This is a genomic window from Brevundimonas sp. EAKA, from assembly GCF_000698025.1.
GTDB classification, from domain to species: domain Bacteria; phylum Pseudomonadota; class Alphaproteobacteria; order Caulobacterales; family Caulobacteraceae; genus Brevundimonas; species Brevundimonas mediterranea_A.
The window spans coordinates 1-13109 of sequence record NZ_JMQR01000087.1 but is presented as its reverse complement, the minus strand read 5'-3'; the positions used below and the strand labels follow the sequence as shown (position 1 = coordinate 13109).

Genomic DNA, 13109 nt, shown 5'->3' with positions numbered 1-13109 from the left:
GCCCAAGGCCATGGTCTATGGCCTGGACCAGTGGGCGACGATCGTCGCCATCCTGGGCTTCGGCAGCAGACATCTTCGGTCGCGCGGCGGACCGGTGCTGAAATACCTGACCGAGGCCACCTTCCCCCTCTATCTGGCGCACCAGACCATCCTGGTCGCCGCCGTCTGGATCATCCGGCCCGCCCGCCTGCCCGTCGGGCTGGAAGCCCTGTCCCTGTTGTTGATCACCTTCGCGGGCAGTTTCGCCGTCTTCGAGGTCGTCAAGCGAATCCCCGCCATCCGCCCCCTGTGGGGGCTGAAGCCGCTGGACGGCCGGCCCTGGCCGGTGGACCTGGCGGCCTTGCGACGCCCGACCGCCCGCTATCACCGCCGCCGGCGTCTGCTGGCCATCGGCGTGGCCGCACCGCTGCTGGCCCTGACGGTGGTGGCCGCCGCCATCGCCGCCTATCCCGGTTTCGACAACGCCACCCAGTATCTGAGCGAACTGGGCGGGGCGACGGCCCCGGCGCCGATCATCTTCAACGGCGGGGTCTTCGTCGCCGGGGTGATGGCGGCCCTGGCGGGGATCGGCTTCGGCCTGGCCGTCTACGCCCTGACGGAAAAGCGGATCGCCGCCGCCGTGATCGCCGTGGTCTTCGTCCTGGCCGGGGCGGGCATGTCGGCCTCGACCCTGTATCCCTGGCCCGATCCGCGCCACATGATCATCAACCTGGCCCTGGGCATCCAGTTGGCGCCGGTTCTGCTGCTGTGGGGGCTGGCGTCGCGCCGGGACGTGCCCCGGCTGAAAATCTTCCTGGCCGCCACTTTTGTCATCATGGCGATTCTGACGGTTGTTACAAAACACCTCGTCTTCCCCGGCACGGTCAACGACGACAATGTCGGCTGGTGGGAGCGCGCCTACGCCATTGTTCTGGTGTGCTGGGTGGGGATCGCGGCCTGGGTTCTGGACCGTAAACTGCTGCAGGACGCGGTGAAATTCCCGCAGCGCCTGCCTGACGCCGCCCCGGCGGTCAAACCTGGGTAAAGATTCCCGATATTTTTTGCCCATATCAACATTGCGTGATTGAAAGTCGCGCGAATGTGATCGACTATAGGGCTCGTGCTGCAATGCAGCGCGCCGCCCCCTTCCTGCCTTCGGAAGCGGGGTCGGTCAACACGGGGGCGTCCAGAGCGGCATGAACAAGCTGGCGATCCGGCCTGTCGAACAGGCTGATTTCGAGACGACGAACCAGGCGGCTCAAGGGCCGTCGTGGTCCTGGCTGCCTGACGAGGCGCCGCTGGCCATGCCGGTTCAATCCTTGGCCGCGCCCGACGCCGTCGCCGATACGACCCCGGCCACCGCCCCGCGCACGGTCGCCCTGCGCCGCCTGATGCTGCTGGCCGGCACCGTGACCCTGACGGGCCTATCCGCCATCACCCCCTTCTACCTGTACGCCCGCAAGGGCTGGGACCCGACCGAGATGCTGGCCTTCGGCATCTTCATGCTGCTGATCACCGCCATCTCCTGCTGGTTCGTCAGCGGCCTGATGGGCCTGGCCGTCATGCTGCGCGGCAAGGATCAGGCCGACCTGGCCTTCGCCCCCCACCCGGCCCTGCCGCGCACGCGCACGGCCCTGCTGATGCCGCTGTACAATGAGGACGCCCGCGCCTCCTTCGCCAGTCTGGCGATGATCGACCAGTCGCTGACCCGCCTGGGCGCCGCCTCGGCCTTCGACATCTTCGTGCTGAGCGATTCCACCAAGGAAGAGGCTGCGGCCTCCGAACGTTCGGTCTTCCAGGCCTTCCGCCTGGCCGCCGGCTGCAAGTCCTTCTACCGCCGCCGCTCGGACAACGCCGAGCGCAAGGCCGGCAACCTGGCCGAATGGGTCCGTCGTTTCGGCGGCGCCTATGAGAACATGATCGTCCTGGACGCCGACAGCACCATGGCCGGCGAGACCCTGCTGCGCATGGTCGACGCCATGGAGCGCAATCCCGGCGTCGGCCTGATCCAGACCGCCCCGGTCATCATCAAGGCCCGCACCATCTTCGCCCGCGTATCCCAGTATTCGGTGCGCCTGTACGGCCGCGTCGCCGCGGCGGGCCTGGCCTACTGGACCGGGTCGGAATCCAGCTACTGGGGCCACAACGCCATCATCCGCACGCGCGCCTTCGCGGCCTGCTGCGGCCTGCCCCACCTGAAGGGTCGCAAGCCCTTCGGCGGCCACATCATGAGCCACGACGTCGTCGAGGCCGCCCTGATGCGCCGTGCGGGCTGGGCCGTCCACGTCACCGCCGCGCTGGACGGATCCTGGGAAGAGACCCCGCCGTCGATCACCGACTTCATCCGCCGCGACCACCGCTGGTTCCAGGGCAATCTGCAGCACCTGGGACTGATCGGCGCCAAGGGCCTGTCGCCGATGAGCCGCCTGCAGCTGGCCATGGGCTGCATGGCCTATCTGTCCTCGCCCCTGTGGCTGGCGTCGCTGATGGTCGGCCTGTTCATCCAGATGTTCTATCCGGTCGACTGGACCAGCTTCTTCTACATCCTGAACCCCCAGTTCACCCCCTTCATGCTGGCCTCCTTCCTGTCGGGCGTGCTGCTGATCGGGCCCAAGTTCATGGGCGCCGCCCTGGTCCTCAGCCGTCCGGCCGAGCTGCGGGCCTTCGGCGGGCGTCGCGCCATCGCCAAGGGCATGGCCGCCGAGATCGCCCTGTCGGCCATCCTGGCCCCCATCCTGATGGTCGCCAACACCAAGGCCTTCATCCAGATCCTGTCGGGCCACGACACCGGCTGGACCACCCAGCAGCGCGAGGCCGACGGCCTGGCCTGGTCCGACGCCTTCCGCGCCATGCGCTGGCAAATGGTCGCCGGCGTCGGCTTCATCCTGCCCCTGTGCGTCCGCCCCGACCTGGCCACCTGGTTCGCCCCGATCGTCCTGCCGCTGCTGCTGGCCGCCCCGATCGCGGTCTGGACCTCGCGCGTCCGCTCGGGCGACGCCCTGGCCGCCAAGGGCTTCCGGGTCCCCCCGGTTCAGGGCGGCGTCAGCGTCAACCCGGCCGTCCTGCACGCGCCGCGCTCGCCCCTGCGGGCGGTCGCCGGCGGCGCCCTGGCCCCCGTTGCGGCGCCGGCCATGGTCCCCGCCCGCGCCCCGGAACTGTAGGTCCCGGCTTTAAGCCAGCGGAAACCGATGCATGGCGGCCACAGCGCCGTCATAACCGCTACGGTCAAGCTCGACGCGCCGGCGCGCAGCCGCCATTTTCGATCCTCAGCTCTGCTGGGGACCCGATTCCATGACCAAGAAAACCGGCGCCGATTCCAAACCCGACCTGCGGCTCGTCGGAACCGAGGCCGCCGTCTATGACCTGATGCGCGCGCCCCAGAGCAACGCCGAACGGGTCAAACGCCTCCAGCTCGAAGCCCACGCCCTGGCCCTGGAGGAGATCGAACAGTTCGAGAAACTGCTGACCCAGGCTGCGGAAAAGGCGAAAGACATCGCCTCGGGCGGCGACGCCTATCCGGTCGGCGTGCGCGAAATCGCCGCGCGCCTCGCCGCCGACCTGCCGCCCCGGGCCGAGACCATCCGCACCATCGTCGGCCGGGTCGGCTAAAAACGGGGAACGGCTCGCCGCCTGGATCGCTCTCCTGAAGAACCCCCCAGTCTTCAGGAGACCCGTCATGGACGACCGCTTCAACGCCCGCGCCGACGACATCGCCGACCAGGAACGCGCCATCCAGCGCGACATCGACGCCAAGGACCAGCAGTCCGGCGGCGATGAATCCTCCGGCGCCGTCCAGGCCGGCGCCCGCGCCTATCCCGCGCCGCCCTTCCCCAAACAGCACCAGACCAAGCCCGGCGACGAGGCCGCGCTGGACCCGGCCCCGATGTACGACGCCCCCTTCTGGAAGGGCTCGGGCAAGCTTGAGGGTTTCGCGGCCCTGATCACCGGCGCCGATTCCGGCATCGGCCGTTCGGTCGCCGTCCTGTTCGCCCGCGAGGGCTGCGACGTCGTCATCTGCCATCTGGACGAGGAGGCCGATGCCGAGACCACCAAGGCGGCTGTCGAGGCCGAGGGCCGTCGCGCCGTCATCCTGAAGGGCGACGTCGCCGATCCGGCCTTCGCCGAGGCGGCGGTCAAGGCCACGCTGGACGCCTTCGGCCGCCTGGACGTCCTGGTGCCCAACGCCGCCTTCCAGGAACACGTCAACACCTTCGAGGACCTGACCTACGAGCATTTCGACCGGACGCTGAAGACCAACCTCTACGGCTATTTCAACATGACCAAGGCGGCGGTCCCGCACATGAAGTCCGGCGGCGCCATCGTCATGACCGGTTCAGTCACCGGCCTGATGGGCAGTCAGGCCCTGCCGGACTACTCCATGACCAAGGGCGGCATCCACGCCTACGCCCGCTCGCTCGGCACGCATCTGGCGCCGCGCGGCATTCGGGTGAACGTGGTCGCCCCCGGCCCGGTCTGGACCCCGCTGAACCCGGCGGACAAGGACGCCGAGGCCACGTCGCAGTTCGGCGCCCAGACGGTGATGAAACGCCCGGCCCAGCCCGAGGAAATCGCGCCCGCCTACGTCTTCCTGGCCTCGCCGCAGATGTCGAGCTTCATCACCGGCGAGATCCTGCCCATCATCGGCGGCTATTCGGGCGGCTGAATTGAAGACGCCGCCCCCTCGCGCGAGGGGGCGGCGTCCCGGCCGCGCCTAAAGGTTTCAGGCCAGCACGTCGTCGTAGTCGGGATGCCGCTTGTGCCAGGCGACGGCGTAGCTGCAACGCGGAAACAGTTTCAACCCCTTCTCGCGGGCGTATTCCGCCATCGACTGCATGAACCGGCCGGCCGCGCCCGAGCCGCGCAATCCCTGTTCGGCCTCGACATGCAGGATCATCCGCGCCCCGCCGCGCACGGCGTAGTCGGCCCAGACCCGGCCATGCCCGGTCTCGCTGTCGAACTCCTGTTCGAAGCGGTTCTCATCTGTCGCGTCCGTGAACGGTCCCATACTCAACTCCCTTTTGCCTTCAACAGCTTGGGAGGCGGGATGTTCCATCGGCGGGATCGCGTCAGATCGGCCGGTTCTGCAGCAGATTGATCAGGCCCAGGACGCTCTTCACGGTGAACCAGACGCTGAGCAGGAACCAGATCAGGACGAACAGCAGCAGGAAGGGAATGCCGACCAGAAAGACCGAAGCCAGGGCGCTGACGGCGATGCCTATCCAGGCGGCGATGGTCCACCAGAAGACCGACCAGAACAGGCTGATCTGGGCCTCGATATGCTGGCGCGCCACGCCCACGGCCGTGCCGCGCGCCACATAGGACACGACCAGACCGACCAGAACCAGCACATTGGCGCTGGGGATCGACAGGATGAACAGGGCCCAGGCGATCAGGGCGGCGACCTTGCCTTCCGGCTCCTGGCCTGCAGTGAAGTTCGGCTCGGTCGTCATGATCGTCCTTTCAGAACAGCCAGGTGCGGGGATTGTCGATCGGCCGCCCGGCCTTCAGCCGCATGACGCTGAAGACGCCGCGCGCCAGCACCCACAGGGCCAGCAGGAACAGGACGAAGACGCCGATATTGACGATCACCAGCAGGGCGCCCAGCACCACGGCCACGGCCGCGCTCCACAGGGTGCGCTGCTGATAGATGAAGTGGCTGGCGGCCACGGGCTCCTGCGGCCCGTCGCGGCCCGTGACCGCCAGCAGGGCCAGGACGGCCGCCACGCCCAGCGTCGGCACCGCCAGCAGGATCAGCACATAGACGGCGTACAGGCTCATGGGCGCGGTCTGCGGCGCGTTGCGGCCCACGGGTTCGCGTCGGGGGGGCTGAGCGTCCTTGGCCGCCCGCTCGCGCCCCGCCGAAAACCGCGTTTCCCGCGCAGCGGTGAAGGGCTCGGTGCGATCGAAAGGTCCCGGTTCAGGCCTGGGCTCCGGGCGGGCTTCCGCAGCGAACACAGGCGACACCGGCGCAGGTTCCGGCGGGTCGAACAGATCCGGCTCACGCTCCAAAGGCTTGGACACAGCGGGCTGCGGCTCTGGCGCTCTGGGACGACCCGCCAGCGACGCGGGCGAGACGAAGCCGACATGGGCGTCGTGATCGTGGTCGTCTTGCGCGGCCCCTGGGCCTGTCGGATCGCCGGGTTCGGCCATGACTCTCGAACGCTTCTCTCACGCCGCAGCAGCGACTGGATTCGCGACCGACAATGGCCGTGCGCGGCCATGGACGCAACCTGACCCTCGCCCTTTCGTCAATCCGGACAAGGCGGGGTCTGGACGGCGGCGGGGTCTAAAGCAGCCGCCGCCCCGGTCGCGACAGGCTGGCCCCCGGTTCATAGGCCCCCGGCCGGCGCCGCGTCAGGGCCAGGGCGAAGCCCATGGTCAGGCCCATGGCCAGCATGGACGAGCCGCCATAGCTGATGAAGGGCAGGGTCATACCCTTGGTCGGGATCAGGTTCAGGTTCACCGCCACATTGATGCAGGCCTGAAGCCCGATCAGCATGAACAGGCCCGCCGCCGCCGTCTGTTCGAACGGATCGGTCAGCTTCATCGCCCGGCGCATGCCGCGCACCACGATGAAGGCGTACAGGCTGATCATCGTCAGGCTCAGCACCAGGCCGAACTCCTCGGCGCCGACCGAATAGATGAAGTCGGTGTGCAGATCGGGAACATGGCGCTTCATCACCCCTTCGCCGATGCCGCGTCCGACCAGGCCGCCGGCGCGAATGGCCTCCGCTGCGCTGTCGATCTGATGCGTGTCTGTGGTCTCGGGCGAGAAGAAGCGGCTCAGGCGGTCGCGCATGTGGCCGAACACGAAATACAGCGACACCAGGCCCGCCATCCCGGCGCTGGCCAGGACCGCCATCCACTTGAACGGCACCCCGGCCATGAAGAAGACGGCCATGAAGGTGGTGGTGATCAGCAGGGTCTGGCCGATGTCCGGCTGGATCAGCAGCAGGCAGACGGTCAGGGCGTAGAAGCCGAAGGCGATGGTGACGCCGGGCACCCCCTGCCCCTTCTGCGCCTCGGCGAACATCCAGGCGGCGAAGACGATCAGGCCCGGCTTGGCGAACTCGGACGGCTGCAGGCTGAAGGGGCCGAAATTCACCCAGCGGGCGGCGCCCTTCACCGTGTCGCCGATGAAGGGCAGGGCCATCATCACCACAATGGCGCCGAACAGGGCCAGGACGGCGATCCGCCGCACCCCGCGCGGCGACAGCAGCGAACTGGTCAGCATCAGGGTCAGGCCCGCGCCCGAGAAGACCATCATCCGCCAGGAATAGTGGAAGGGATCGGTGATCGATTCATCGGCCAGGATGGCGGCGGGGCTGGAGGCGAAGCTGAGCGCCACCCCCAGGCCCATAAGCGCCAGGGCCGCGCCCAGCAGGCCGCGATCCACGGTCCAGAACCACTGGGCAACCGGGCTCTGGTCGTTGCGCGAGAAGGCGGGGGTGTAGGAGGCGCTCATCGGGCTGTCTCCGGGGTTGCGCCGAGGTTCAGCACGGCGGCGCGGAAGGCTTCGCCGCGCACCTCGAAGTCGGGGTACTGGTCGAAGCTGGCGCAGGCGGGCGACAATAGCACGATCTGGTCGCCGCCTGCGGACGCGGCGTCTGCGGCGGCGGCGACGACGGCGGCGTCCATGGTCTTTGAGATGACGTGGGGCGTGTCGCCGAGGGTGGCGGCGAAGGCTTCGGCCGCCTCCCCGATGAGATAGGCCTTGGCCACGCGCGGGAAGAGATCGGCCAGGTCGTCGATGCCGCCGTCCTTGGGCTTGCCGCCCGCGATCCAGAAGACCTTGGGATAGGAGGCAAGGGCCTGACGCGCGGCGTCGGCGTTGGTGGCCTTGGAATCGTTGATGAAGCGAACGTGGCCGATATGGCCGACGGCCTCCATCCGGTGGGCCAGGCCGGGGAAGGTCAGCAGGCCTTTGACCACCGTCTCCTCGGGAATGCCCATGTCATTCACGGCGAGAAAGGCGAAGGCTGCGTTCTGGGCGTTGTGCCGACCCGGCAAGGAACGAGCCTTCGACAGATCGACGATGGGGGCAGGACGACCGCCCGCATTATAGGTCAGCCAATCGTCCATCAGATACATGCCGAGGTCGTCATCCATCGGCCGCTCGACCGAGACAGGATCGACAGCTCTCCCCTCCGCTTTCAGTTCCTGCCAGATAGCGAAGCCGTAGGGATCGTCGATCCCCACATAGGGCGCGGTCTTTCGCGACTGGAATATACGCCGCTTGGCGGCGACATAGCCCTCCATCCCTCCGTGACGGTCCAGGTGATCGGGGCTGATGTTGGTCAGGATCGCCGCGTCGGGCGCGAAACTCGTCGTCAGGTCCAGCTGATAGCTGGAGACCTCGATCACATAGACGGCGCCCGGCGTCGGCTCCGGCAGGGCCAGGACGCCGATGCCGATATTGCCGCCGACATGGACGGTCAGACCCGCCTGCTGCAGCACCCATCCGATCAGGGCCGTGGTCGTGGACTTGCCGTTGGTGCCGGTGATGGCGATCACCCAGGGACGCCGGCCTTCCGGCAGGGCGTCCAGCGCGCGGGCGAAGAGCTCGATGTCGCCGACGACCGGCACGCCGGCCTCGCGCGCCTTGTCCACGGTCCAGTGCGGTTTGGGATGGGTCAGGGGCGCGCCGGGCGACAGGACCAGGGCGGCGAAACCGGACCAGTCGGCGGTCGTCAGATCCTCGACGACGAAGCCCTCGGCCTGGGCCTGAAGCCGGCCCGAGACGCCGTCGTCCCACAGGACGGGGATCGCACCCCCGGCCTTCAGCGCGCGCGCCGCCGTGATCCCCGACCGTCCCAGGCCGAAGACCGCGACCCGCCTGCCCTCGAAACCGGGAACGGGGATCATGGCGTCAACGCAGCTTCAGCGTCGACAGGCCGATCAGCGCCAGCGCCCCGGCGATGATCCAGAAGCGGATGACCACGGTCGATTCCGGCCAGCCCATCTTCTCGAAATGGTGGTGGATCGGCGCCATCAGGAAGATGCGTTTCTTGGTCAGCTTGTAATAGCCGACCTGGATCATGACCGAGGCCGCCTCCATCACGAACAGGCCGCCGACGATGCCCAGCACCAGCTCATGCTTGGTCGTGACCGCGATGGCGCCCAGGGCCCCGCCCAGGGCCAGCGAACCGGTGTCGCCCATGAAGATCTTGGCCGGCGGGGCGTTGTACCAGAGGAAGCCCGCGCCCCCGCCGATCATGGCGGCGCAGAAGATGGCCAGTTCGCCCGCGCCCGGCACATGGTGGACCTGAAGATACTGGGCGAAGACGAAGTTGCCGGCCAGATAGGCGATCAGGCCGAACGCCCCCGCCGCCATCATCACCGGCACGGTCGCCAGTCCGTCCAGACCGTCGGTCAGGTTCACGGCGTTGGAGAAGCCGACGATGGTGAAGGCGGCGAAGGCCACATAGAACCAGCCGATATTCAGCAGCACGGCCTTGAAGAAGGGGAAGGCGATCGAGGTCTCGAGCCCCGGCGAGGTCGGCGAGACCTTCATCCACAGCACGGTCAGAACGCCCGCGATCACCGCCACCACCGTCTGGGCCGCCAGCTTCTGTTTCGAGGTCAGGCCGGCCGAGGTCTGTTTCGTCACCTTGGCGTAGTCGTCGATGAAGCCCAGCACCCCGAAGGCCGCCGTCACGCCCGAGACGATCCAGATATAGGGATTGGTCAGGTCGCCCCACAGAAAGACCGCGACGCCGATGCCCGCCAGGATCATCAGCCCGCCCATGGTGGGGGTGCCGACCTTGGACAGGTGGGACACCGGGCCGTCGTCACGGATCGGCTGGCCCTTGCCCTGTTTGGCGCGGATCCAGTTGATGAACCGGCTGCCCATGGCCGCCGCCACGATGGCCGCCGTCGCCAGGGCCAGGGCCGCGCGGACGGTCTGGTACTGGATCAGGTTCAGCAGCGGATACTGGTGCGCGACGTCGGCGTAATAGAGATACAGAAGGTAGAACATGCGGGGGTCTCTATCGGGTCGCGCGCGGCGCGTCTGGGCTTGAAGAGGCGGTTTGCAGGTCGGCCAGGGCCCTGGCGATCAGGGACGCCCTGGATCCGTTCGATCCCTTGACCATGACGATATCGCCGGCCTCCGCCAGCGCGGACGCCTCCGCCGCGAGTTCGACAGCGGTTTCGCGCCACAGGCCGCGTCGCGAGGCTGGCAGGGCGTCGTACAGGCGCCGCATCTCGGGGCCGGCCGCATGGACCAGATCCAGACCGGCGGCCTCGATGGGCTGGGCCAGACCCTCGTGCAGGGTGCGGCTCTGGTCGCCCAGTTCCAGCATGTCGGTCAGGACCACGATCCGCCGGCCGCCCGTCGGACGGGCGCCCAGGCTGCGGAACCCGGCGGTCATCGACAGGGGATTGGCGTTGTAGCTCTCGTCGATCAGGGTGAACGCGCCGCCGGGCACGGCGACCGTGCGCGTCTGGCCCCGCCCCGCCAGCGGCTGGAAGCCGGCCAGGGCCTGAAGCCCCGTCTCCAGCGCCACGTCCAGTGCATCCAGCATCAAGAGGACGCACAGGCTGTTCAGGCCCCAGTGGGCCCCCGACTGGGCCAGCCGGTAGTCGATCCGCCGTCCGAACAGCTCGGCCGCGACCGCCGCCCCTTCGGCGTCCGGGCGGAAGTCCAGCAGCCGGGCGTCGTGGCCCGGATCGGTCCCGAAGACGACCAGCCGCGCCCCGACCGCCCTGGCCGCGTCGCACAGGACGCCGGAGAAGGCCACGTCGCCGTTCGCGACCGCCGTCCCGCCGGGGACCAGCCCCTGGAAGATGGCGGCCTTCTCGCGCGCCACCCCCGCCTCGCCGTCGGCGAAGGCCTCGATATGGACCGGGCCGACGGTGGTGACGCAGGCGGCGTGGGGGGCGACGAAGCGCGACAGGGGCGCGATCTCGCCGGGCGCGTTCATGCCGATCTCGAACACGGCGCGCCGGGTCTCGACCGGCATCCGCGCCAGGGTCAGGGGCACGCCGATATGGTTGTTGTAGCTCTTGATCGAAGCATGGGCAGGCCCGGCGAGATCGAGCCCGGCCTTGATCGCCTGGGTCACGCTGGTCTTGCCGACGCTGCCGGTGACGGCGCCGCGCTTCACATGGGGCGCCCGCTCGCGCGCGGCGACGCCGAGGGCTTCCAGCCCGTGCAGGGTGTCGGGCACGACGACATAGGCCCCGCCCTCGACCGGCCGTTCGACCAGGGCCGCCGCAGCGCCCGCCGCAAAGGCGTTCGCCGCAAACTCATGCCCGTCGCGCGCGCCCTTCAGGGCCAGGAACAGGTCGCCGGCCACGATCTCGCGGCTGTTGTAGGTCAGGCCCGTGATCGGGCGATCGTCGCCGTGCAGCACGCCGCCCGTGGCGGCGGCGACTTCGGCGGCCGTCCAGAGCGGGCGGGCGGTGGATTCAGGCATTCAGCGACAGGGCCTCGGACGCGACGGTGGCGTCGTCGAACGGATGAGTCGTCCCGCCGACGATCTGGCCCTGTTCATGCCCTTTTCCGGCGATGACCACCACATCCCCGTCGCGCATCATTTCGATCGCCGCCTCAATGGCGGCGCGACGGTCGCCGATCTCGAGCGCGTCGGGGCAGCCGGCGCGGACCTGGGCGCGGATCGAGGCGGGCTCTTCGCTGCGAGGATTGTCGTCGGTGACGATGGCCACGTCGGCCAGACGGCCGGCGATCTCGCCCATCAGGGGCCGCTTGCCGCGATCCCGGTCGCCGCCGGCGCCGAAGACCACGATCAGACGGCCGGTCGCGTGGGGCCGCAGGGCGGTCAGCACCGTCTCCAGCCCGTCCGGCGTATGGGCGTAGTCGACATAGACCTCGCCGCGTCCCGTCTCGGCGCCGATCCGTTGCAGGCGACCTTGCGCGCCGGTCAGGCCTTCCAGGGCGCCGATCACCGCGTCGGGCCGGTCGCCGGCCGCGATGCACAGGCCCGCCGCCACCAGGGCGTTCGAGGCCTGGAAGGCGCCGGCCAGGGGTAGCAGGATGTCGCGGACATCGCCCCGCACGTCCAGGGTCAGGCGCTGGCCCTCCGGCGTCGCCTGGCGGCCGATCAGGGCCAGGTCGCGCCCGCGCTCGCCCACGCCCATCACGCCCAGCCCGGCCATGATCGAGGCGGCGGCGAAGGCGGAATAGGCGTCGGAATCGGCGTTCAGCACCGCCGTCCGCCCGCGCGGCAGCAGGGCCTCGAACAGGCGCAGCTTGGCGGCGCGATAGTCGTCCATCGTGCCGTGATAATCGAGATGGTCCTGGGTCAGGTTGGTGAAGGCCGCCGCCTTCAGCGCCACCCCGTCCAGACGGCGCTGGTCGATGCCGTGCGACGAGGCCTCGACCGCCACATGGGTCACGTCCTTGGCGGCCAGCTCGGCCATCAGGCGCGCGGCCTCGGCGGCGTCGGGGCTGGTCAGGCCGGGGCCGGTCAGGGCGTAGGTCCTGTCGCCCTTCTGGCCGACGACGCCCAGTGTGCCCATGCTGGCCGACTTGTGGCCCAGGCCGGCCCAGATCTGGCGGCAGAAGGCGGCGACCGAGGTCTTGCCGTTGGTGCCCGTCACCGCCACGCAGGTCCTGGGCTGGGCGCCGTAGAAGCCGCGCGCGGCGATGGCGTAGGCCCGGCGCACGTCGCCCGAGGTCACCAGCACCGGCGCGGCGCTGTCCGGCGTGTCGGTCGGCGCCAGCACGGCGGCCGCCCCCTGGGCCAGGGCCTGGGGAATGAAGGCGCGGCCGTCGGCCGCCGTGCCCGGCAGGGCGACGAACAGGGCGCCGGGCGCGACCTTGCGGCTGTCGGAGGTCACGCCGGTGATGATCGGATCGCTGGCCACGTCGCGGCGCAGAAGATCGGACAGGTGCAGGGCGCTCACAGGCCGTCCCCCTGCACGTCCTGATATTCCGGGATCTTCTCGCCGGTGGCCGTGCGCCAGCGGTCGGCGCGGCGCTCGACCCCCAGGAAGCCGGCGATCCGGTCGGCGACATTGCGCACCGCAGGTGCGGCCACATAGGCGCCGGTCTTGGGATAGGTTCCCGGCTCGTCCATCAGGATGAAGACGGCGTAGCGCTTGGCCTCCAGCGGCCCGTCGACCGGGAAGACGGCGGCGAAAGACCCCAGCGCACGGCTGGGATC

At 69.2% G+C, this 13109-nt stretch carries 12 protein-coding genes and 1 pseudogene; 4 read left to right on the top strand and 9 right to left on the bottom strand.

What is annotated here, in order from left to right:
• From ER13_RS12200 to ER13_RS12185, 4 genes are all read left to right on the top strand, one after another.
• Nucleotides 1–1024 (top strand): DUF998 domain-containing protein (locus tag ER13_RS12200; RefSeq protein WP_035309616.1); only part of this gene is annotated, 1024 nt, incomplete at its 5' end.
• A gap of 151 nt (nucleotides 1025–1175) precedes the next feature.
• A complete protein-coding gene (mdoH, locus tag ER13_RS12195; protein WP_035309612.1) occupies nucleotides 1176–3140 on the top strand; it encodes a glucans biosynthesis glucosyltransferase MdoH in 1965 nt (654 codons plus the stop codon).
• Nucleotides 3141–3270: 130 nt separating this feature from the next.
• Nucleotides 3271–3588 carry a hypothetical protein gene (locus ER13_RS12190; RefSeq protein ID WP_008263590.1) on the top strand — a complete coding sequence of 106 codons (318 nt, stop codon included), beginning with the start codon at nucleotides 3271–3273 and terminating at the stop codon, nucleotides 3586–3588.
• A gap of 67 nt (nucleotides 3589–3655) precedes the next feature.
• On the top strand, nucleotides 3656–4642 hold the full coding sequence (locus ER13_RS12185) for an SDR family oxidoreductase (RefSeq protein ID WP_052005069.1): 987 nt from the start codon (nucleotides 3656–3658) through the stop codon (nucleotides 4640–4642).
• A 57-nt stretch (nucleotides 4643–4699) separates the two neighbouring features.
• Here ER13_RS12185 and ER13_RS12180 read toward each other — a convergent pair whose 3' ends face one another.
• The 9 genes and pseudogenes from ER13_RS12180 to ER13_RS18695 form a co-directional block, all read right to left on the bottom strand.
• Nucleotides 4700–4984, bottom strand: coding sequence for a GNAT family N-acetyltransferase (locus ER13_RS12180; protein WP_035309610.1), 285 nt, complete (start codon nucleotides 4982–4984; stop codon nucleotides 4700–4702).
• A gap of 61 nt (nucleotides 4985–5045) precedes the next feature.
• Nucleotides 5046–5429, bottom strand: a complete 384-nt coding sequence (locus ER13_RS12175) for a membrane protein (RefSeq protein WP_035309608.1) — start codon at nucleotides 5427–5429, stop codon at nucleotides 5046–5048.
• Between the two features lie 10 nt (nucleotides 5430–5439).
• Nucleotides 5440–6129: a hypothetical protein gene (locus ER13_RS12170; RefSeq protein WP_035309605.1), complete on the bottom strand. Its 690-nt coding sequence runs from the start codon at nucleotides 6127–6129 to the stop codon at nucleotides 5440–5442.
• Between the two features lie 136 nt (nucleotides 6130–6265).
• Nucleotides 6266–7444 (bottom strand): FtsW/RodA/SpoVE family cell cycle protein, encoded by a 1179-nt coding sequence (locus ER13_RS12165; RefSeq protein ID WP_008262287.1) that lies wholly within the window; start codon nucleotides 7442–7444, stop codon nucleotides 6266–6268.
• On the bottom strand, nucleotides 7441–8844 hold the full coding sequence (murD, locus tag ER13_RS12160) for a UDP-N-acetylmuramoyl-L-alanine--D-glutamate ligase (RefSeq protein ID WP_035309603.1): 1404 nt from the start codon (nucleotides 8842–8844) through the stop codon (nucleotides 7441–7443). The genes ER13_RS12165 and murD overlap by 4 nt, the downstream gene beginning before the upstream one ends.
• A gap of 4 nt (nucleotides 8845–8848) precedes the next feature.
• The gene (gene mraY, locus ER13_RS12155) at nucleotides 8849–9958 is read right to left on the bottom strand and encodes a phospho-N-acetylmuramoyl-pentapeptide-transferase (protein WP_008259852.1); all 1110 of its coding nucleotides are present in this window, start codon (nucleotides 9956–9958) and stop codon (nucleotides 8849–8851) included.
• A 10-nt stretch (nucleotides 9959–9968) separates the two neighbouring features.
• Entirely contained in the window at nucleotides 9969–11399 is a 1431-nt protein-coding gene (gene murF / locus ER13_RS12150) for a UDP-N-acetylmuramoyl-tripeptide--D-alanyl-D-alanine ligase (protein ID WP_035309601.1), read from the bottom strand.
• Complete coding sequence (locus tag ER13_RS12145; RefSeq protein ID WP_035309599.1) at nucleotides 11392–12849, bottom strand: UDP-N-acetylmuramoyl-L-alanyl-D-glutamate--2,6-diaminopimelate ligase; 1458 nt, start codon at nucleotides 12847–12849, stop codon at nucleotides 11392–11394. Before ER13_RS12145 ends, murF begins: the two co-directional genes overlap by 8 nt.
• Nucleotides 12846–13109: pseudogene (locus ER13_RS18695) on the bottom strand (penicillin-binding protein 2); the annotation flags it as partial. The pseudogene ER13_RS18695 and the gene ER13_RS12145, both read right to left, overlap by 4 nt.